The following is a 22909-nucleotide window of genomic DNA, read 5'->3' as shown; positions in this document are numbered from 1 at the left end:
ATAGCGATCGCCTGTTCGTAGTAACGACTTTAGTCGTATAAGGTTGGTAGTGGGTTATGGGAGTTGGGTTAGTAACAGATGGGTTGTTGGGGGGGCGATCGCTCTTTTTTTTTAGCATTTATTGACAAAGAGATGCTAATATTCTATTAGTTGTGGTTCAAAAGTGGAGGTCCAAAAATGAATAACTGGCAATACCAGATCGAAATCAATCCCAAGGTTTGCCACGGGAAACCTTGTATTAAGGGAACCCAGATTATGGTTTCGGTAATCTTAGATAATCTAGCAGAGGAATTGACAAGAGAAGAAATTATTGTAGAATATCCACCTTTGACTTGAGAAAATGTGCGGGGGAGTGATCACTTATGCTAAAAAAAATAATTTTTCTTTTAGTTCTAATCTATTTTTATGAGAGAAATTCTTTTCTATAAGACTGATTCGGGAAATTGCCCTGTGGAAAATTTTATTGATTCTCTTTCGGGAAAACAAGCTCAAAAAGTGCTTTGGGTTTTACGCTTAGTTGAGGAGCTTGATTCTGTCCCAAGTAACTATTTGAAAAAATTAGTGAATACTAATGATATTTGGGAAGTAAGAGTTGGATTTGGCAACGATATTTTTCGTTTTCTAGGTTTTTTTGAGAACGGAAACTTAATTATTTTAACTAATGGATTTGCTAAAAAAACACAAAAAACACCTGTTGGAGAAATAGAATTAGCTGAAAGGCGAAAACAGGATTATTTAAGTAGGAGGCAAAATGATGAGTGATATCAAGAAATATATTGAGAAAAGGAAGCAAATCGATCCTGAATTTGGTGAAGAATTTGAGTCGGGATATGCCAATTTTAAGATAGGAGTGATTCTAGCACAAGCAAGGGAAGAAACTGGCATGACAATAGAAGAATTAGCTAGTCGGTTGAATTGGAATAAGTCAACTATTTCCCAAATAGAAAATAATAGCTCTGATGTTAGCATTTCTATTTTGGAAAGATATGCGCGAGAGGTGGGTAAAAAACTTTATCTGGAAATTAGATAAGTTTTTGGAGCGATCGCTTTTTTGGAAAGTTCTGAAAAATCAACTGACGAGATTATGCTATGATGGTAATAGTGAGTTTATTAAGGAGGATATTTTATGCGCGTTCAGGGTATAAAACGAGGGAAAAATATCGAAATCTTTGAGGATATTGATATTGATGATGGTGAAGAAATTACGATCGCTATTGAGAGGAAGGGTAGTTTTTGGAAGAGTTTGGAACGCTTTCGTCAAGAACTCGATCGCGAGGGAATCTGGATCGAACCAGAAGTTTTTGAGGGAGTACGAGATTCGTCGCCAGGTGGGGAGGGCACCTGATGAGCTTGCGTTTTTTATTGGATACTAACGTTGTTTCGGAAGCTACTCGCCAACACCCGCATCCAAATGTTATAGGAAAGTTGCAACAACACGAAGGAGAAATTGCTATCTCAACTACTGTATGGCACGAGCTTCTTTTTGGTTGTGAACGTCTTCCAAATTCTAAGAGACGCACCTTTTTAGAAAGATACTTGAATGAGATAGTTCGTTTTACTATTCCGATTTTACCTTACGATGTTGAGGCAGCGACGTGGCACGCGATTGAAAGAGCGAGATTGACGAGTATGGGCAAGACACCTTCTTTCCAAGACGGTCAAATTGCGGCAGTTGCCAAAGTTAACGGCTTGATTTTAGTGACGAATAATGTCTCAGATTATGGGGATTTTTTTGCTCTCCAAGTAGAAAACTGGCTTGTATAGGTTCGGCGATCGCCTTCTGGGAGGTAAGAGAGCGATCGCCAGTTCGTACTAAATACTTTAGTCGTACAGGGTTGGTGGTCGGTTGTGGGAGTTAGGAGCGATCGCTTTTTGGGAAAATTAAAAGAGTCACTTATCTTGTATAATCGTTAAAAGAAAAACCAATTAACGAATTAAATGAGCGGAATTAATCGTCCAATTGTTCTTGACTCCACACAGGTTGCCAAGCACTTGCCAGATACTTCTCAAATGCAAAGACTTTTGAGAAAAGGGCGTGCAGCTCATGTATTTAACGATGAAGCTACTATGAACCGGGTTGCCAATGCTATAATTGAAAGTGGAGAGTTTACTGAGACCATTAGGGGATATGACCGCTATGGAATGCTGTTTGCAGAACCTATTGGTTATAGAATTAGTCCTGACGGTAGTCGCATTGCAATTATGGCGAAATTAAAATCAATGATAAAAACCAATACCATGTTATCCCCAGAACTCGACCCAGTGAAAGATAATTGGCAATTTAGCGAGGTATGGATAGAGCCTACTTTGTCTCCTCCTTATCTGCTTTTGTTGCTCGGTGCCTCAGATGGAAGGTGTCACGTTTACGATCCGGCTGAGGGTTATCGTCTGATCTTTGAGAGCGATAATTATGATGAGGCTCAGTTTTGGTTGCTGGAGGATGAGTACGAACCCTTGGAAGGAAGACTTAAAGCTTCGGAGTTAACTTAGGGAAATAAGACGATCGCCTTTTATCTACCAAAAAAGCGATCGCCCAGTTCGTAGTAACGACGTAGAACAGGCATCCTGCCTGTTGATTCCTATAGATTTAGTGGTGAGTTCCGAAAGTTAGGTTAGCAACGGATGGGTTGTTGGTGGGGCGATCGCCTAACGCTAGGGGAAGGGAATTATATTGCGTATTCCACCTCCATTAATAGCATTCTCCGTAATATCGTTCCCTAAATCATTTATTCCATTTGCAAACTCGGTAACGCCAGCGCGAGCCCCCAAAACTCCAAAACCTACTTTCATAATTGCAGTGCCACCTTCTGCTGGCAAGTTGTTGGCCAAATCCCAGTGCGCTTGTGAAACTCCTGGGTCCCAAATCTCCCCAAAGCCTTTGCCCGTTGCGTTCAAGTCTTCATCATGTTGATCGCAAGCTTCTTCAATTTGCTGCCTTACGGAATCGTCATATTGAGGCGTATTCTGAAATGCCCCATCCCTTAAATTACCAAGACCGCAGAGGGTAGATGTAAATGGTATGTTTCCTATGAGCACATCGGTTCCTCCGTTCACGACACCATTCAGACCTCTTTCTAGTAAGCCTGGTTCTGGCGAGCTGCTATTGCTAGGAATGGAATTATCATCAGAATTCAACACCGGACCTCCATTAACTTGTATAACTGCCGTTGGTCCATATTCACCGCCATTATCAACGTAAGGTGACTCTGGTAGAGTAATTGGAAGTTCTGAGCTAGTATTATAAGGGTAATTTCCTTTCGGAACCTCAATTATCTGATTTTCATAAATAAAATTAGGATCGACAATGCCATTGTGTTCAGCGATTATTGAAGTATTGCTAACATCACCAGTTGTCTTCCAAGCAATTTCTGAAAGAGTCTCATTCTCACTAACCCTGTAAAGAACCCAATCATCTTTTTCTGCCCAAGATAACTCAAAGTAAGCATTGCCAGTTTCTTCGTAGTAATGAAAATGTAGATCGTATTTACCACCTGGAGCGGAATCAGGCCAGCGATATGTAAATGTATTTCCGCCGTAGTCCTGTTCCCAGGTTTCTTGGGGAGTAATGTAAACCCACTGATTTGTGATGTGATGCTTTGCTAGTAGCTGATATCCATCATCTGCTCGAACTGTAAATTCATACTCCTTACCAGGTTCAAAATCAGCGTGGGTGTAACTGCGAATAGCAAAATTATCTGCTGGAACTTGTGGACGAGGAGAGTATAACCCCCAATCAGCAGAAAAACTGTTTCCACCAGGACCAAGGTTTAGCACAGCAAATTTATTAGCTTCGTTCTGATAAAAATCTGTAGGTGGTTGCAAGCCATCGAATAGGAAAAAGCTAGCGTTCCACTCCGAACCATCAACCGACTCTTCTACAACTAACCGACTATTTGTACTCTGCTCTTGATTGCTGGGAACAACTCCAATATATCCGCCAAGCCCCGCGCCTTGGGAATTGCTAAAATTAGGAGTTGTATCTTCAACTGGACGCGCTCCTATGTATCCGCCTAGCCCCGCCCCTTGAGTATCACTAAAATTAGGAGTTGTGTACTCTATTGAAGGGCTAGTCACAAGACCTTGAATGCCACTAGAATCTGCAGTTGTGTTATTAGAAGAGTTTTCGATATCAAAACTGATATCCAGAGTATAATTAGTGTCGCGCCGGAATACATTTGGGTCAAAGAAACTGTCGGAGTTAAAAACATTATTAACGTTTCTGACGCTAATCAAATAGTTGCCTGGTTCTAGATAGTGACGGATACTTTCCTCTTGATATGCACCATAAGAAATGGATGAGTCTAAAGTATCTCCCCCGATAAGGCTAAGAAGGTATAGATCGGCATCCGCTACTAGGTCTTTTAGTTGAATTTCTATGTAGCCCGGTGATTGTACAGACAAGTTGTAAACTTCGCTTACTTCATTATCAGCAAGATAACTTGATTTGCTTGTTTGGAAACCAGGGAATAAAACCCCTAAATCTTGATTAGACATAGTTTAAAAAAGGTATTAAGCAACTGTAAAAGGTCATTCTCCAGCTAATGCTTAGTTGCTAAAGCTGGTATAGACAGAGGAGCAGTTGGTAAGAGCCTCTGTCTTTCAAAGTAGAGTTGTCAGTTGGGAATGGTTGTGAGCTTTCCCCCTCGGCTTTGGGTTTGAACTGCATCAAAAAAGCTAGACATTACTATCAAGCCTATTTTTGATTAGTATGAAATTTGGTGTACTGTTATTGTTCCCAAGAATTTTATTAATGACAACTATACATAAAAGGATTTTGTGGGAAATAGGAAACTTTTTTTAACCTACTTTTAGTGACTAAAAAGAGGGTTTTGTGGGAAAAATGTAAAATTGTATGATATTTTAAAAAAGCCCTTGGTGAAACTCGGGCCTTCCTTGACCTATGAACCTCGAAGAAGCCTTAAAATGGACTGAAAATCTGGTATTTGCTAAAACGGGACAAAATCTTTACTCCCTTCAAAGGGCCATCCTTGAAGGAACCTGGCAGGGCCGAAGATACCCGGATATTGCTAAAACTTGCAATCGGAAATACGACCACGTCAGAAGGGTTGGTAAAGAATTATGGCAATTGATGTCGGAGGAATTGGGAGAAAAAATTAAGCAATCTAACTTTCGTGCTGCGATGGAACGACATCAATTTTCTAACTTTTCAAGTTTAGTTAATTTCGGACACAGTAATTTTGTGTCAGAGGGCAGCATCAATTTCTGTACCGAACACTGCTCCTATCCCAAACCCACAACAAACCAAACCACCACCAACGAACCGCAAAAACGCCACGACTTAACCGAAGCCCCGGAATGCGAAACCCTCCACAACCGCGCCCCGGAACTCAAAACCCTCAAACAGTGGATACTCGAAGACAACATCCGCATCGTCACCATTTTCGGCTTACCGGGTATCGGCAAAACCGCCCTCGCTAGAGAACTGGTAGAACAAATTAAAGACAACTTCCATTACATCCTTTGGCGGAACTGGAACGAAACCCTCACCCCCAAAACCCTACAAACAAACTTAATTCAGTTTTTCTCCCAAAATAGACAAACCCAACAACCCTCCCTAACAGACTATCTGCGATCGCATCCCGCCCTCATCATCCTCGACAACTTCCAAGAACTCTTTACCAGTGGAGAATTAGCCAGCACTTACCTCCCAGACTGCCAAAACTACCCCAAACTCTGGCAAGAAATAGGGCGATCGCCTCACAACAGTTGCCTCCTCCTCCTCAGTTGGGAGCAACCCACAGAAATTGCCAACCTCGAAGAAGAAAACCGCCCCTGTCGCAGCCTCCAACTTGGCAGCATCGGAGATTCCGCCACCGACATTCTCGCCGACAAAGGTTTAACTGACGAACATCGATGGCTCGAACTCATTCAACTATACGGCGGCAACCCTTCCTGGTTAAACATCATCGCCTCCACTATCCGAGACTTCTTTAACCGCAGCGTCGATCGCTTTTTATCCTATCCCACCCTTTTTCTGGGAGACTTGGAACCCAGACTGCAAGGATATTATCAAAGGTTATCGGCACCTGAGAAAACCGTCATCGAGTGGTTAGGAAACCAAAACGCCGCCGACGTCTCCTCCAAACCCCCCGAATTAGCACTATCGGACATCGACTTTTTAAAAGCGATCCAGTCTTTAAAAAAACGAAGTTTTATCGAAAATGTTACCGATGAGAGATTGTCCCTCTTTGCGGTGCAACCTTTAATTAAAGAATATGTTATAACAATCCTAAATCGGTTATGATCGGGACTTACGCATAACCACCATACCTAGTAGGGGCGAATGGCCATTCACCCCTACCGATAGCGTATTATTTAATAATTTATGTAAGTCCTGATATTAGTAATTATTAGGTGAACAATGAGTGATTTTCAAGTATACGATCGCGATTTAACTGAGGCCACATTATCTGATTATTTGCAAGCAGATAGTATTGCAGTGGATACAGAAACGATGGGGTTATTGCCTGGGCGCGATCGCTTATGTTTAGTCCAGTTATGCGATCCTCAAGGCAAGGTTACAGCTATTCGTATTGAAAAAGGGCAACAAGAAGCACCGAATTTGAAACAATTAATGGAGGCAACTGGAATAGTTAAAATATTTCATTTTGCTAGATTTGATGTAGCTATGTTGCAGCATCATTTAAACATTAAAGTTTACCCAATTTTCTGTACTAAAATTGCCAGTAAATTAGCACGAACTTATACAGGTAAACATGGTTTAAAAGATTTAGTAATGGAGTTAGAAAAGGTAGAGTTGGATAAATCAGCTCAAAGTTCTGACTGGGGAAATGCAGAGAATTTAACTGAGGAACAATTGAGTTATGCTGCTAATGATGTGCGGTATTTATTGAGTGTCAGAGAAAAGTTAATTAAGATGTTGAAACGTGAGGAAAGGTGGGAATTAGCACAGCAGTGTTTTGAATGTTTACCTGTGTTTGTAGGGTTAGATTTATTGCAATATAAAGATATTTTTGAGCATTAATTAGGGCTTGCTGAAAAAGTCTTATGAGCAAGGGTAGGAGTCAGGAGACAGGAGACAGGAGACAGGAGAAATGGGAATTGCAGAGGATGCAGTCGGATCTGAAAGTCCCTTAATTTTTCTTCTCTTGTCTGCTTAAAATCCTCACATTTTTAGCTATGGTTTGCAAAAAGCTTGCACTTTTTTCCGAAATGTACAGGCGAAAGCTTTTATATATCAATCCTTTTAGATTTAATCAGCAAGTCCTAATTAATTTGGGTTTTGTGGAACTAACTATATAATTAATAATTAATAATTAATAATTATATACTTTACCTTTAAAGCCTTCCTTTTCAATGGAAAAAAAATAAATCTTTTCCTTTGAGTCAATCCTCTCCATTTTAGGGAGAGGTAATTATCAATTATCCATTATCAATTATCAATTATCTTGTGGTTTCCTATGGCTTTGCTAAAATATTTATTTCTTAATTTATTACTAACTACAATGATACCTACAGTACGTCCTACTGTTATGAGGTACACCTGTCGCGGGCAAGATGACGACAGTACAAGGTTTTACTATTCACACCTTGTACATTATTTGTCTGAAATATGCTGTATTTTCAATACTAGCTTTAGTAATTGGAACTCTAATTCATCTAATTTTAGCCAGAGTACGGCTACTATACAAGCTCAAGGTTTTCGAGATAACCGTCCCGACTTTTTTGACAAAGGACGAATCCAAATGGAGCAAGAAGTAAAACAACTGGAACAAGAAAATCCCCAACCTATATTAACAATTGAATCAGGACAAATACAGTGGCAAAATATTATTTTTCAAGAAGGTGGTTTCTCAATCTGGATGCCTGCTGGAACCATGACTGAAGAGACAGAAATTATTGAGATTGAGAAGGGAAAAATTAAATTTAAAGTATTTGCAAGTCATCCAGGAGCAGCAAGATTTGTAGTTGCTTATTCTGAGATTTTAAACAGTCAACAATTAGCCAATCAAAAAAATATATTGCCCACTTTTCAAAAGCAAATTGTTGATGTAACAGGTTTTGAATTAAGTAGCGATCGCGACTACAATTTAGGAGAGATTCCCGGTAGAGAATTTGTCTTGAAAAATGATACTGAAATTATTACATTCAGAATTTATTTGGTAGGTCAACGCTTGCATCTTATTGGTGCGAGTGAAATAGAAAAAGACAATGAAATAACAGGGGCAGTAGTAACTTTTCTAGACTCATTTAAGGTAAATCAGGGAGTAGGGAGTAGGGAGTAGCATAAAGAACAAGTAAAAAAAAATATTTACTCCATTTAAGAAAAGGTAATTAATAATAGGAAAGGAACTAGGGAATATTTTGTTGATTTTCTAATAAATAGTCAATTAATTCTAGGACAAAAATTATGGCAAACACCATTGGTTTACTTGCTTATGATAGTAAAAAAGACGACTTAGTTGAATTTGTCAACAAACATAAAGTTGTACTATCTCGCTATCAATTAATAGCGACAGAAAACACCGCCCAATATATTGTACAACAAACAGGTATAGAAATAAATTCTCTCTTACCAGGTTCTTTGGGAGGAGATGCTCAAATAGCTGTAGAAGTAACTACGGGTAATGTAGTTGCTGTTATTTGTTTGGTAGACTACCTATTCTCTCAATCTTATGAACCTGATATCGAATTATTATTGCGTTTGTGTCAGGTACATAATGTTCCCATTGCTATCAATATTGCCACTGCTGAAACTATTATTAACAGTTTCATTCAAGCTACTGTTGCTCACCTCATATTTAATCCTGTATCTGGTCAAGGTAACGCTCAACAAGAATTATCATTAATTAGATCGCTTCTCGAACCTTATCTACATTTACATATACATGAAACAACCCCAGACAAAACAGCAGAAGAATTAACAGAATTAGCGATCGCTAAACAAGCAGATATAATTATTGCATCCGGAGGAGATGGTACAGTTTCTGCCGTTGCTGGAGCTTTAGTGAATACAAATATTCCTCTGGGTATAATTCCCAGGGGAACAGCTAACGCTTTTGGCATGGCATTAGGCATTCCTAGTATTACACCCATCAGAAGTGCTTGCGATGTTATCTTGGCAGGTCAAACTCGCGTTATAGATGTTTCTCGTTGCAACGAACGTACCATGATTTTATTAGCAGGGGTAGGATATGAAGCAGAAACCATAGAAAGAGCAGATCGGGAAGCAAAAAACCGTTGGGGAGTGCTAGCGTATATGATGGCAGGTTGGCAGCAGCTCAATGAACAGCAACTTTTTGATATTGAAATTGAGATTGACGGGGTGACTAAAAGCTTCCTAGCAGGTGCTATTACTATTGCTAATGCAGCTCCACCTACATCATTTTTAGCTCAAGGTTTGGGAGAAGTAATAATGGATGATGGTTTATTAGAAGTAATGATCATTACCTCCAATAGTAGATTGCAAGCAGTTAACGCTGGAGTCAGAATGTTTGGATCGGCGATCTTTAAAACTCCTGCTCAACATGAAGACACTATTGGTTTGCGGACAAAACGGGTAAAAGTTAGTACAGATCCACCACAAAAAGTTGTGCTTGACGGTGAAATTATTGGCACTACTCCTATTGAAGTAGAGTGTATTCCGAGTGGGTTAACCGTACTTGCTCCACCAACTAATGAAACTGAAGAAAAGTCCGCCTGGGGTTTTCTCTCCTGAGCAAAAAGACAGAGAAGTTAGCAAGGGAAAAGAAGGTTAAGGAGGCAGTTGCCAAATTTAAAAAAGCACTGAACTGGAACCCTGACCTCAACTTCAACCCAACAGTTATAGCAGAATCATTGGCAGATGTAGAAAAGCTGATAAAGGAAGAAACGAAATTAGCTAGGGAAGGAAAAATTGAGGCAGCACAAGAATGGAACAAAGCACTCCAGGCAGGGAAAAACCCCTTTACTGATGAGGAGTTGGAGAAGTTGAAATAGTAGGAGCGGGTTTAACCAAGAGTATTGAAATAAGCGCATTCAGTTCTCAAAACCCGCCCCGACATTCGGTATGAAAATTTCAGCACAGCTAATGAGTGTGCATTAGGGAGTAAGGGAGTAAGGTAGGGAAGTTGCATAAGCGCGTCCGTACGGGAGTAGGAAAGCTCCCCCGAGTCCCTCCCAGGAGGAGAAAGATTGTTGTTGGGTTGAGGGACGAAACCCAACAACAATCTATTGCAACATTTACAGCGGTTTTCATTTGGGTAGAACCCTGTAGGGGCGAGCAAGCGAATCGCCCCTACAATATTTTACTTGTGACGATGTGGTTCATTGATTTGAAAAGCGCTGTAAGATGAAACAGTTTACTACTAGACTGACACAGCTAAAACAGTGCATTAGGGTAGGGACATTGCATAAGGGCGTCCGTACGGGAGGAAGACTGTTGTTGGGTTTATCCTGCGGATAAGCTGCGCTTTTTCCTAACGGAATACTCCTATTCCATGTCGCGCTCGCCCGTAGGGGCGAATGGCATTCGCCCTTAGATGTCGGATCTTAGCCGTTAGCAGAGCTTTGCGCCAGCAAAAACGTCCCTGAACCCAACCTACATCTATTGATGAAACAGTCTACTACGCTTTGCCACATTTTAAGTTTATCACATCAGTAGCAGGGTTTAGCAAAAAACCTTACAATAAGTAATTATCAGAACTTGATATAAAATCTAGTTTTTGGATATATCTCATGACTTATGATTTCGTTAACAGGTGTATTTATCAAACAGGATTGGGTATAATATCATGTCCGGTTGAATAGTTATAAATAAGGAAGGAGGAGTCAGGAGTCAGGAGTCAGGAGAAATGAGGGAAGAGAAGAGAGTTTGAATGTATAAGCAGGAAAAAGTTTTTTGGTCCCGTAAGCGTCAGGTCGTTCTATCACGCTCTGATCCGGACATGATATAAAACCCCGCCTTGATCGGCGAAATATTTTTGGAGCGTTGCTTAAATCCCCTACTTCCCCTCCTGGGAGGGGTTATATAGAATCCGGTTATATAGTATATGTTCATTATTAAATCGGACAATCGGACCATCTCCCCCAACAATACACTCTTGTATTCAACTGGATTTGATATTACTCCTTACTCCTTACTCCTTACTCCTTACTCATTACTCATTACTCATTACTCATTACTCCTCAGTAATACGATAACTAATTACCCGGATTCTATATTAGGGGTGGGTTAACTTCTGTAGGAGCTTGCTGGCCAGCAATCCCCTACCGACTTCTGACTTCGTTAACAATGGAGAAATTTTCAATGCCAAATTTTCATCATAATCCAGAATTATTGTCCGAGCTAATATTTGCTCTGGAAATGTCTCAAGGAGACTTTCGGCTATTTTTAGCTCGTTGTAATAATCTAACTCAGCGCGATCGCCTCATAGAAAAACTCGAAGCATCTTTTTCTGGAGATTTAGCAACGTTGCAGTTAGATGAGTCGGTGAGAGAACTTAATACCACTATTGGCCAACAGTTAGGAGATCGAGAGCAACAACCAGATGCTTTGATGGTTTGGGGTTTGGAGTCAGTAACAGATGTAGATCAACTACTCGTCTCAATGGGGTTAGTCCGAGAGGAATTTAAAAATAATTTTCACTTCCCAATACTTTTATGGATAGACAAAGAAATTTCGATCAAGTTTATCCGCTTAATTCCTGATTTTGAAAGTTGGACAAGTCTAACTGTATTTGAAACTCCCACTCAAGAATTAATAGATTTTATTCAGCAAACGAGCGATCGTGTTTATCAGAAAGTTTTGGAGAATGGAGCAGGAATATTTTTAGATGATGCCACTCTAGGTTTGACAGAATCTACTTATCAAGAGTTGGTAGGCGCTCGGCAGGAATTGGCAAATAGAGGAACTACCTTAGAAGCAGAATTAGAGGCGGGTTTAGAGTTTGTTTTAGGAAGGGCAGCAGATAATTATACTGAAACAGCATTAGAGCATTATCAACGGAGTCTCGAACTTTGGCAACAACTTAACAACCTGTTGCGAGTGGCTCATACTAATTATTATCTGGGGTTATGGTGGCAGAGTTATGCCGTTAGAAATAGAGTAGAAAAAGATATAGCTTGTCAGAAAGCTTGCTCTTATTTTCAGAACTTAATAGAAGGGTTTGAGGCAATTAACCGTCCAGACTTAGTTGCTAAATTTATCAATGCTTGGGGAGAAGTTTTGCAGACTTTGGGGCGTTGGGATGAGTTGGAGAGTGTTGCGAATAGGGCAATAGAAGTTTTAGATCGTTCCCAACCTCCTAGCAGACATAACCCTCCAACTCTATCCCCCCTGCCCCCCTTTGAAAGGGGGGAGTTGGCTTTTGAGTCTTCCTCTCCCCTTTCTGAGGAGGGAATCAGGGGCGATCGCCAAACATCAATACAAGAGTCACCTTCTTCTTCCTCTCCCCTTTCTGAGGAGGGAATCAGGGGCGATCGCCAAACATCAATACAAGAGTCGTCTTCTGATTCCTCCCCCCTTTCCAAGGGGGGAATGAGGGGGGATTACCAAACATCTGTAGTCAATACAGAGTCTAATTCTTCTGAGTCTTCCTTGGTTAGTTTAGATCCCCCCCAGCCCCCCTTAGCAAGGGGGGGGTTAGATACTTCTGATTCCTCCCCCTTACCAAGGGGGGGGTTGGATACTTCTGATTCCTCCTCCTTAGCAAGGGTGGGGTTGGATATTTCTCTTTCCTCCCCCCTTACCAAGGGGGGAATGAGGGGGGATTATCAAACATCATTTAGACTAGCTTTTGCTTACGATTTGCTGGCTGAATTTCAACTAGCCAAAAGTCACTATAAACAAGCTAAAAAATTTGCTCAAACTGCTATAGAAATTTTCAACCAAACCCTGAATGCTGCATCTACTTCTGCCTCAGAAAAAGACCAAATAATTTTAGATTGGGAAAAATATTCTCGCCTGGGTAGATATTTGTTTTCTTTAGCCAAAGCTGAAAAATGTTTGGGTGAAATTAAATCAGCGATCGGCAATTTTGAACAAGCAAAAGATACGACTAATCCTCAATATAACGCTAAATTTTACATTGATATTCTCTCGGAATTACGAGAAATATATTACGAAGAAAAAGCATATTTAGAAGCTTTTGAAATTAAGCAAGAGAAACTAAAAGTAGAACAACAATTTGGGTTTCAAGCTTTTATCGGTGCCAATCGTTTGAGAGATATAAAACTGAATATTAATCCGGCTTTACCTCAGTCTAAACAAAGAGTTGAGCAACAAAAAATTACTCAAGAAATTGCTGCATCTGGACGACAGTCTGATGTAGAAACATTGGTAGAAAGAATTAGTCGCCCTGACTATAAACTGATAGTTATTCATGGGCAATCAGGAGTAGGTAAAAGTTCGATTTTGCAAGCTGGATTAGTTCCGACTTTGGAGGGAAAATCAATTGCTACTCGTGATGTGGTTGTTGTTTTGCAGCGAGTTTATGTGAATTGGATTTCTGAATTAGGTAAAATTCTCGCAGAAAAACTACAAGTAATTGCCAATTTAACAGTTAATTCAGAGAGTCTAAATTCTGCTGAGGAAATTTTTGCTCAGTTGCGAAATAATGGTAATGATGAATTAAATCTACTAACGGTTATTATTTTTGACCAATTTGAAGAATTTTTCTTTGCAAATAGCGAACCGAAGGATAAACGAGAATTTGCTCAGTTTCTTGAAGAATGTTTGAAAATACCTTTTGTGAAAGTTGTTTTATCTCTGCGGTCAGATTATATTCATTATTTGTTAGAGTTTAATCGCTTGGGTAATTTAGAGGCAATTAATAACAATATTTTAGACAAAAGTATCCTCTATTACTTAGGAAATTTTTCTCAGTCACAAGCCAAATTAGTCATTGAAGGATTAACAGCAAATTCTCAGTTTAAAATAGATGAAAATCTGACAGAAAAGTTAGTAGAAGACTTAGCTCAGGAGTTGGGAGAAATTCGTCCGATAGAATTGCAAGTAGTAGGGGCACAATTGCAGAGTGACAATATTACTACTGTGGAAAAATATCTGGAATTAGGAGAGAATCCTAAAGCAGTTTTGGTAGAGGAATATTTAGCATCAGTGGTGAGAGATTGTGGGGAAGAGAATGAAAAATTAGCTTGGTTGATGTTGCTATTGTTCACTGATGAAAATAATACTCGCCCTCTGAAAACTAAGGCAGAGTTATTGAAAGAAAGTAAGTTTAGTGCCGAAGAGTTAGAGTTAGTATTAAAGATTTTTGTAGATTCTGGTTTGGTATTTTTATTGCCAGAAAATCCAGCAGACCACTATCAGTTAGTACATGATTATTTGGTTGGGTTTATTCGGCAAAGGAAAGGAAATGAAACATTAAAGGAACTCAAACAGGAACGGGAAAAACGACGGCAGTTGGAACAGGTACTTAAAGAACTGAAACAGGAACAAGAAAAACGACGGCAAGCAGAAGAAAAACAACGGCAGGCAGAAGAAAAACGTCAGGAGTTGCAGAAGATGGTAGTTGGAGTTGTTGCTTCCTTGGTGATGGTAGTATTGGTAGGAGGGATGACAAGATTTGCCTTAGAGGCACAAAAGAGGGCAAAACAACAAACCATTATTGCTCAGGCAAATGAGTCGAGAACCTTGTCTCTGTCAGGTGAAAGATGGGATGGGTTGATGACTGCTATGAAAGCTAGGCAAAGACAAGTAGATGGTGAATTTGAAGCAACAGGTGAAGCTAACAAGATTACAGATGCTCTCAACATCGCAGTTTACAAACGCAACGATGATGAAGAGTTTAGAGAATTAAACCGTCTTCAGAGCCATGAGAGTGAGGTCTGGGGTGTAGCATTTAGTCCCGATGGAGAGACTATAGCAACTGCAAGTCGTGACAAAACAGTGAAGTTGTGGAACCGTCAGGGTCAATTATTGCAGACTCTCACCGGCCATAAGAGTGAGGTCAGAGGTGTAGCATTTAGTCCCGATGGAGAGACTATTGCTTCTGCGAGTTTAGACAGAACAGTGAAGTTGTGGAACCGTCAGGGTCAATTATTGCAGACTCTAAAAGGCCATGAGAGTTCGGTCTGGGGTGTAGCATTTAGTCCCGATGGAGAGACTATTGCTTCTGCGAGTTTAGACAAAACAGTGAAGTTGTGGAACCGTCAGGGGAAAGAGTTGCAGACTCTCAAAGACCATGAGGATTGGGTCTGGGGTGTAGCATTTAGTCCCGATGGAGAGACTATAGCAACTGCAAGTCGTGACAAAACAGTGAAGTTGTGGAACCGTCAGGGTCAATTATTGCAGACTCTCATTGGCCATGAGAGTGAGGTCATTGGTGTAGCATTTAGTCCCGATGGAGAGACTATTGCTTCTGCGAGTGGTGACAAAACAGTGAAGTTGTGGAACCGTCAGGGTCAATTATTGCAGACTCTCATTGGCCATGAGAGTGAGGTCATTGGTGTAGCATTTAGTCCCGATGGAGAGACTATAGCAACTGCTAGTGCTGACAAAACAGTGAAGTTGTGGAACCCTCAGGGGAAAGAGTTGCAGACTCTCATTGGCCATGAGAGTGAGGTCATTGGTGTAGCATTTAGTCCCGATGGAGAGACTATAGCAACTGCTAGTGCTGACAAAACAGTGAAGTTGTGGAACCCTCAGGGGAAAGAGTTGCAGACTCTCATTGGCCATGAGGATTGGGTCATTGGTGTAGCATTTAGTCCCGATGGAGAGACTATTGCAACTGCTAGTGCTGACAAAACAGTGAAGTTGTGGAACCCTCAGGGGAAAGAGTTGCAGACTCTAAAAGGCCATGAGAGTTCGGTCAGAGGTGTAGCATTTAGTCCCGATGGAGAGACTATTGCTTCTGCGAGTTTAGACAAAACAGTGAAGTTGTGGAACCGTCAGGGGAAAGAGTTGCAGACTTTCATTGGCCATGAGGATTGGGTCTATGGTGTAGCATTTAGTCCCGATGGAGAGACTGTTGCTTCTGCAAGTAGTGACAAAACAGTGAAGTTGTGGAACCGTCAGGGGAAAGAGTTGCAGGCTCTCATTGGCCATGAGGATTGGGTCTATGGTGTAGCATTTAGTCCTGATGGAGAGACTATTGCAACTGCTAGTGGTGACAAAACAGTGAAGTTGTGGAACCGTCAGGGGAAAGAGTTGCAGACTCTCAAAGACCATGAGGATAGGGTATTGAGTGTAGCATTTAGTCCCGATGGAGAGACTATTGCTTCTGCGAGTTTAGACAAAACAGTGAAGTTGTGGAACCGCCAGGGTCAATTATTGCAGACTCTCACCGGCCATGAGAGTGAGGTCTTTGGTGTAGCATTTAGTCCCGATGGAGAGACTATTGCTTTTGCTAGTGCTGACAATACAGTGAAATTCTGGACAAATTGGCGGATAGAAGATTTAACTAACCTTGGTTGCCAGTGGTTAAATGATTACCTAATTACCAATCCTCAAGAGTTAAAGGAACTTGAGATTTGCCACACCGATGAACGCAAGAAAGCAGCTTCTGATAGTTGGGTAATAGAAGGAGAGAAATTGGCAAGGGAAAGCAAGGGGGAAGCAGAAAAACTTGAGGAAGCAGTTACTGCGTTTGAGAAAGCACTGAAATGGAACCCTGACCTCAACCTCAACCCAAAAGTTAGAGCAGAATCATTAGTTGAGGTGGAAAAACTGATCGAGGAAGGAACGAAATTAGCAAAACAAGGAAAAATTGAGGAAGCAATAGAAAAATACCAACGAGCAAAAGAACTTGATGAAGTAGCACTTATCCCTACTTTACAAAATCTTGACCCAGAAGCTAAAGCTAAATCTGAGGCACCCGATGCAAGCAAATGAATTGTTGTGTAAACGAAGTGAACTTGTTGAGGAGGGAAAAGTTACGGAAGCGATCGCCTCCTACCAAGCAGCAGAAAAAATCGACCCCAATCAAATTTCTGCTGATTATTGGGCTTACCTTTGTTGGAATGGCAGTCTTTATAAAAAAGCTGCTGATGTGATGTTTGCCTGTGAAAAAGCAGTTGCCCTTAACCCAAAAGATAGCTATATTCTTGATAGTCGCGGACTTGCCAGAGCATTAACAGGGGATATTGAAGGAGCGATCGCTGATTTTCAGGTCTATGTAGAATGGGCGAGCAATGAGGAGGAGAAAGCAAAACGACAAGAATGGATAAAAGCACTCCAGGCAGGGGGAAACCCATTTACTGAGGAGGTTTTGGAAGAATTGAGAAATTAGCCTTATAATTAAATAATTAGTAACGCACCGAAATATTTGGGGCGGTGCGTTACATTTCATTAACGCACCCTACTGGACTGTTTCATCTTAAATGATGCAATAGGAAACTCTCTAGAGATTGCTTCACTGTCGTTCGCAATGACAAATCTAATTTAGTTGAAACAGTCCAGTCCACTACTACAGTGGTTTTCTGCTGTTCCCTGTTCCCTGTTCCCTGTTCCCTAGCGCTATAACTGATAACTGAAATGCCAAATTTTCATCATAATCCAGAATTATTGTCCGAGCTAATATTTGCTCTAGAAATGTCTCAAGGAGAGTTCCGGCTATTTTTAGCCCGTAGTAATACTCTAACTCAGCGCGATCGCCTAATAGAAAAACTCCAAGCATCTTTTTCTGGAGATTTAGCAAAGTTGCAGTTAGATAAGTCAACGGGAGAACTTAATGCTACTATTGGCCAACAGTTAGGAGATCGAGATCAACAACCAGATGCTTTGATGGTTTGGGGTTTGGAGTCAGTAACAGATGTAGATCAACTACTGGTTTCAATGGGGTTAGTCCGAGAGGAATTTAAAAATAATTTTCACTTCCCAATACTTTTATGGATAGACAAAGAAGTTTCCCGGAAGTTTATTCGCTTAATTCCTGATTTTGAAAGTTGGGCAAGTCTGACTGTATTTGAAACTCCCACTCAAGAATTAATAGATTTTATTCAGCAAACGAGCGATCGTGTTTATCAGAAAGTCTTAGAGAATGGAGCGGGAATATTTTTGGAACATACCGCTTTGGGTGTGGGAGAATTTGTGTATCAAGAACTCTTAGATGCACAGCAAGAGTTGTCAAATAGAGGAGTTAACTTAGAACCAAAATTAGAAGCAGGTTTAGAATTTGTCTTAGGTAGAACAGCAGATAATTTGGAGGAAACAGCATTAAAGCATTATCAACGGAGTCTCGAACTTTGGGAACAACTGAACAACCAGGTGCGAGTAGCTCACACTTATTATTATCTGGGGTTGTTGTGGCGTAGTTATGAACTTTGGCATCGGGTAGACAAAGATACAGGTTGTTCCCGGACTGCCTCATATTATCAGAAGTCAGTAGAAACCTTTGAAAAAGCTAACTACCCAGACTTAGCAGCAAAATTTATCAATGCTTGGGGAGAAGTTCTGCAAACCTTAGAACTTTGGGATAAGTTAGAGACTGTTGCCCATAGAGCAATAGAATTACACCAAACCTATTCCCATCCGTTTCGAGAAGCTTGTGCTTATAGTTTTCTAGCTGCCGTTGAACTGAATAAAAATAACTATAAACAAGCCAAAAAACTAGCTCAAAAAGCTATTAAAATTCTGAACGAGACCCTAGCTAAAGCATCTAATTCTACCTCAAAAAAGGAAGAAATTAATTTAGATTGGGAGTTTTCATATCATCAGGGTAAATATTTATTTTCTCTAGCCAAAGCTGAAAAATGCTTAGGTAAAATTCCAGCATCTCTAGCCTGTTTAGAAAAAGCCAAAAATACGACTAAACCTGAATATGATGCCGAATTTTACATTCATATTCTCACAGAATTACGAGAAATTTATTACCAACAAAAACAATATATAAAGGCTTTTAAAATTAAGCAAGAAAGACAAAAAATAGAACAACAATTTGGATTTCAGGCTTTTATCGGTGCCAATCGCTTGAGAGATATTAAACTCAATATGAATCCGGCATTGCCTCAGTCAAAACAAAAAATTAATCAACAAAAAGTTACTCAAGAAATAGCTTCATCTGGACGAGAATCTGATGTACAAATATTGCTAGAAAGAATTGGTCGTCCTGACTATAAACTAATAGTTATTCATGGGCAATCAGGAGTAGGTAAAAGTTCGATTTTACACGCAGGATTAATTCCGACTTTAGAGGGAAAATCAATTGATACTCGTGATTTAATAGTGGTTGTGCAGCGAGTTTATGTGAACTGGATTTCCGAATTAGGAAAATTTTTAGAGAAAAAACTACAAACAACTGCCAATTTAACAGTTAATTCAGAAAATCTAAATTCGGCTGAAGCAATTTTTGAACGGTTAAAAAATAATGCTGAATCAAATTTATTAACCGTAATAATTTTTGACCAATTTGAGGAATTTTTCTTTGCAAATATGGAAGCAAAACAGAAACAAGCATTTGCTTATTTTCTCCAAGAATGTTTAAAAATCTCCTTTGTAAAAATAGTTTTATCCCTACGGTCAGATTACATTCATTATTTATTAGAGTTTCAGGAGCTGAGTAATTTAGAACCAATTAATAATGATATTTTAGGTAAAAATATACTTTATTGCTTAGGGAATTTTTCCCAGTTACAAGCAAAATCAGTTATTCAAGGTTTAACAGCAAATTCTCTGTTTAAAATTGATGAAAAATTAACAGAACAATTGGTGGAAGACTTAGCTGAAGAATTAGGACAAATTCGTCCAATTGAGTTGCAAGTCATGGGAGCGCAATTGCAGAGAGAGAATATTACAACTTTGGAAAAATATTTAGAATTAGGAGATAATCCTAAAGCAGAATTGGTAGAACGATATTTAGAATCAGTAGTAAGCGACTGTGGTTCAGAGAATGAAAAATTAGCTTGGTTAGTCTTAGTATTATTCACCGATGAAAATAATACTCGCCCCCTCAAAACCAGAGCAGAGTTGGTGAAAGAAAGTAATTTTAGTGCCGAAGAGTTAGAGTTAGTATTAAATATTTTTGTAGATTCTGGTTTAGTATTTTTGTTGCCACAAAATCCAGCAGATCGCTATCAGTTAGTACATGATTATTTGGTGAAGTTTATTCGGCAGAAAAAAGAAGGAGAAATAATACAGGAACTCAAACAAGAGCGGGAAAAACGACAGCAGGCAGAAAAAAACCAATTACATTTGCAGAAGAAGTTGGTTAGAGGTTGGGTTACTGCTGCCTTAGTGATGGGAGTATTGGCAATGGGAATGACGGTGCTTGGTTTCGATGCCAAACATGAAAGAAGAATGGCAGAGAAGCAAACTATGTTAGCTAAGGCAAATGAAGCTAAAGCACATTCTCTTCTAGGTCAGCGTTTGGATGCACTAATTAGTGCAATGAACGCTAGGCAAAAACAAATAGATAATCGTTTTCCATTAACGAATGAAACTAGCATTATTACAAATGCTCTACAACAAGCAGTTTACAAAAATCACCCACATGATTTTAGAGAGTTTAATCGTCTCCCAAGGGATTATGATAAGGTTTCCGATATAGATTTTAGCTCCGATGGAAAGATTATTGCAACTGCCAGTGATGATGGTACGGTCAAATTATGGAACCAACAGGGGCAGTTACTACAAATTCTCAAAGGTCATAATAGTGGGGTCTTCGATATAGATTTTAGTTCCGATGGAAAGACTATTGCAACTGCCAGTGATGATGGTAGCGTCAAATTATGGAACTTTCAGATGGAGTTATTGCAAACTTTGACAGGTTATAATAGTGGGGTCTCCGATATAGATTTTAGCCCCAATGGAAAGACTATTGCAACTGCCAGTGATGACGGTACGGTGAAATTATGGAACCTTCAGGGACAAGTTTTGCAGACTATCAAAGCTCATAATGGTGGGGTCTCCGATATAGATTTTAGCCCCGATGGCAAGACTATTGCAACTGCCAGTGATGACGGTACGGTGAAATTATGGAACCTTCAGGGGCAAGTGTTGCAGACTATCAAAGGCCATAAAGACCACTCCTCGGATATAAATTTTAGTCCCGATGGCAAGACTATTGCAACTGCCAGTGATGATGGTAAGGTGAAACTGTGGAACCTTGACGGAGAGTTGCTGCAAACTCTCGAAGCATACGATGATAAACCATCAAGTGTAAATTTTAGTCCCGATGGCAAGACTATTGCAACTGCCAGCGATGATGGTGAGGTCAAATTGTGGAACCTAAAGGGGCAGTTGTTGCAAACTCTAAAAGCTCATAATAGCTTGGTCTCCAATGTAGAATTTAGCCCCAATGGAAAAATTATTGCAACTGCCAGTGATAATGGTACGGTCAAATTGTGGAACCAAGAAGGGGAGTTGTTGCCAATTCTGAAAGGTCAGAATAGCTTGGTTTCTGATTTAGCATTTAGTCCCGATGGAAAGACTATTGCAACCGCCAGTGATAATGGTACGGTCAAATTGTGGAACCAAGAAGGAGAGTTATTGCAAACTTTAGAAGGTCATAGTAACTTCGTTTCTGATTTAGCATTTAGTCCTGATGGAAAAACTATTACAACTGTTAGCGATGATGGTGAGATAAAATTGTGGAATCTTCAGGGGCAAGTATTGCAATCTCTAAAAGGATATGATGATTTTTTCAATGGTGTAGCATTGAGTCCTTATGGAAAGATGATTGCAACTACCACTGATCATGGTACAGTCAAATTGTGGAACCTAGAGGGGAAGTTGTTACAAACTCTGCAAGGTTATGATAGTTCAGTCTATGATGTAGTATTTAGCCCTGATGGAAAGACTATTGCAACCCTCACTGATGATGGTGAGGTGAAATTATGGAACCTTCAGGGACAAGTTTTGCAAACTCTAGAAGGGCATAACAAGAGGATATCTGATGTAGCATTTAGTCCTGATAGCAAGACTATTGCAACTGGTAGTGATGGCGGTACAGTGAAATTGTGGAACCTACAGGGACAAGTTTTGCAAACTCTAGAAGGGCATAAAAGTTCAGTCTCCGATGTAGATTTTAGTTCCGATGGCAAGATGATTGCAACTGCAAGTAATGATAAAACAGTGAAATTGTGGAACCTACAGGGGCAGTTGTTACAGACTCTAGAAGGGTATAAGAGTTTTGTATCCGATGTAGATTTTAGCCCTGATGGAGAGATCATTGCCACTGCAACTCGTGAAAAGACCGTAAAATTGTGGCGACATTTGGGGATAGAAGATTTAACCACTTATGGTTGCGAATTGTTAAATGATTATCTCATTGCCCATCCCCAAGAGCTAGAGAAACTCAAGATTTGCCAAACCAACAAAAGAATTAAAATATCAGCTCTCAGTTGGGTGATAGAGGGAGAAAAACTGGCAAGGGAAACTAGAGGGGAAGTAGAAAAACTGGAGGCAGCAGTTACTGCATTTAAAAAAGCACTGCGATGGAACCCAGAACTCGACCTCAACCGAAATTTCAAAGCTTGGGCAGCATCATTAGAGGAAGCAGAGAAGTTGATGGAGCAAGGTACAAAATTAGCTAGAGTTGGAAAAATTGAGGCTTCAGTAGAAAAGTACAAAAAAGCAAAAGAACTTGACAAAGTAGCATTCATTGTTACTCTACAAAATATTGATCCAGAAGCTAAAGCAAAATATGAGGCAGCAGATGTACCAACTGAATTGTTGAATAAAGGAAGGAAGTTTGTCAAAGAGGATGATTAACTGTTGAATGAAAATTGTAGAAAGTAGTTGCTAGAAGCAGAAAAGTGTGTTAATCTTAAAAAAGTAACTAAAGCTTAGGAAATAATTCAGGTGAATGCGACTTGTTGACAGACATATTATTAACCGAACACATAACTTTTGGCGGGTGTGTGATGAGTTAGCCTTTAAGTCAAAAAACTTGTACAACTTGGCTAACTATTATTGTCGTTAGCATTTTTTCAACTGCGGAAAAAGTCTAGATTTAACCAAGCTATATCACGCCACCAAAGATAGCGA

General features: G+C 39.9%; 15 protein-coding genes. 14 read left to right on the top strand and 1 reads right to left on the bottom strand.

Annotated features, from left to right (window positions below; genetic code table 11):
* Positions 1-177 precede the first annotated feature (177 nt).
* The 6 genes from F6K40_RS12375 to F6K40_RS40800 all read left to right on the top strand — a co-directional run bounded on the left by F6K40_RS12375 (position 178) and on the right by F6K40_RS40800 (position 2490).
* A complete protein-coding gene (locus F6K40_RS12375) occupies positions 178-336 on the top strand; it encodes a DUF433 domain-containing protein (RefSeq protein WP_293136143.1) in 159 nt (52 codons plus the stop codon).
* Between the two features lie 69 nt (positions 337-405).
* Positions 406-762 carry a type II toxin-antitoxin system RelE/ParE family toxin gene (locus F6K40_RS12370; RefSeq protein WP_293136141.1) on the top strand — a complete coding sequence of 119 codons (357 nt, stop codon included), beginning with the start codon at positions 406-408 and terminating at the stop codon, positions 760-762.
* Entirely contained in the window at positions 752-1030 is a 279-nt protein-coding gene (locus F6K40_RS12365) for a helix-turn-helix domain-containing protein (protein WP_293136139.1), read from the top strand. Before F6K40_RS12370 ends, F6K40_RS12365 begins: the two co-directional genes overlap by 11 nt.
* A 96-nt stretch (positions 1031-1126) precedes the next feature.
* Entirely contained in the window at positions 1127-1345 is a 219-nt protein-coding gene (locus F6K40_RS12360; protein ID WP_293136137.1) for a hypothetical protein, read from the top strand.
* On the top strand, positions 1345-1764 hold the full coding sequence (locus F6K40_RS12355) for a type II toxin-antitoxin system VapC family toxin (protein ID WP_293136135.1): 420 nt from the start codon (positions 1345-1347) through the stop codon (positions 1762-1764). Before F6K40_RS12360 ends, F6K40_RS12355 begins: the two co-directional genes overlap by 1 nt.
* Positions 1765-1938: 174 nt before the next feature.
* Positions 1939-2490, top strand: a complete 552-nt coding sequence (locus tag F6K40_RS40800) for a DUF6972 family protein (protein WP_365671190.1) — start codon at positions 1939-1941, stop codon at positions 2488-2490.
* A gap of 162 nt (positions 2491-2652) precedes the next feature.
* Here F6K40_RS40800 and F6K40_RS12345 read toward each other — a convergent pair whose 3' ends face one another.
* Positions 2653-4494 (bottom strand): LysM peptidoglycan-binding domain-containing protein, encoded by a 1842-nt coding sequence (locus F6K40_RS12345; RefSeq protein ID WP_293136133.1) that lies wholly within the window; start codon positions 4492-4494, stop codon positions 2653-2655.
* A gap of 406 nt (positions 4495-4900) precedes the next feature.
* On the opposite strand from F6K40_RS12345, the gene F6K40_RS12340 reads away from it, so the two are divergent.
* The 8 genes from F6K40_RS12340 (at position 4901) to F6K40_RS12305 (ending at position 22633) form a co-directional block, all read left to right on the top strand.
* The gene (locus F6K40_RS12340) at positions 4901-6265 is read left to right on the top strand and encodes a helix-turn-helix domain-containing protein (RefSeq protein ID WP_293136131.1); all 1365 of its coding nucleotides are present in this window, start codon (positions 4901-4903) and stop codon (positions 6263-6265) included.
* A 117-nt stretch (positions 6266-6382) separates the two neighbouring features.
* A complete protein-coding gene (locus F6K40_RS12335) occupies positions 6383-7006 on the top strand; it encodes a ribonuclease D (RefSeq protein WP_293136129.1) in 624 nt (207 codons plus the stop codon).
* A 481-nt stretch (positions 7007-7487) separates the two neighbouring features.
* Positions 7488-8267, top strand: coding sequence for a hypothetical protein (locus F6K40_RS12330; protein WP_293136127.1), 780 nt, complete (start codon positions 7488-7490; stop codon positions 8265-8267).
* A 125-nt stretch (positions 8268-8392) separates the two neighbouring features.
* On the top strand, positions 8393-9700 hold the full coding sequence (locus F6K40_RS12325) for a methylglyoxal synthase (RefSeq protein ID WP_293136125.1): 1308 nt from the start codon (positions 8393-8395) through the stop codon (positions 9698-9700).
* A gap of 119 nt (positions 9701-9819) precedes the next feature.
* Positions 9820-9960, top strand: coding sequence for a hypothetical protein (locus F6K40_RS12320; RefSeq protein WP_293136122.1), 141 nt, complete (start codon positions 9820-9822; stop codon positions 9958-9960).
* 1309 nt (positions 9961-11269) lie between these two features.
* Positions 11270-16816 carry an nSTAND1 domain-containing NTPase gene (locus F6K40_RS12315; RefSeq protein WP_293136120.1) on the top strand — a complete coding sequence of 1849 codons (5547 nt, stop codon included), beginning with the start codon at positions 11270-11272 and terminating at the stop codon, positions 16814-16816.
* Positions 16803-17213: a tetratricopeptide repeat protein gene (locus F6K40_RS12310; RefSeq protein ID WP_293136118.1), complete on the top strand. Its 411-nt coding sequence runs from the start codon at positions 16803-16805 to the stop codon at positions 17211-17213. Before F6K40_RS12315 ends, F6K40_RS12310 begins: the two co-directional genes overlap by 14 nt.
* 245 nt (positions 17214-17458) lie before the next feature.
* Complete coding sequence (locus F6K40_RS12305; RefSeq protein WP_293136115.1) at positions 17459-22633, top strand: WD40 domain-containing protein; 5175 nt, start codon at positions 17459-17461, stop codon at positions 22631-22633.
* Positions 22634-22909 lie beyond the last annotated feature (276 nt).

Source organism: Okeania sp. SIO3I5, assembly GCF_010672085.1.
GTDB lineage: Bacteria > Cyanobacteriota > Cyanobacteriia > Cyanobacteriales > Microcoleaceae > Trichodesmium.
Note: the sequence above shows the minus strand (reverse complement) of the source record. Positions and strands in the feature narration are given on the sequence as shown.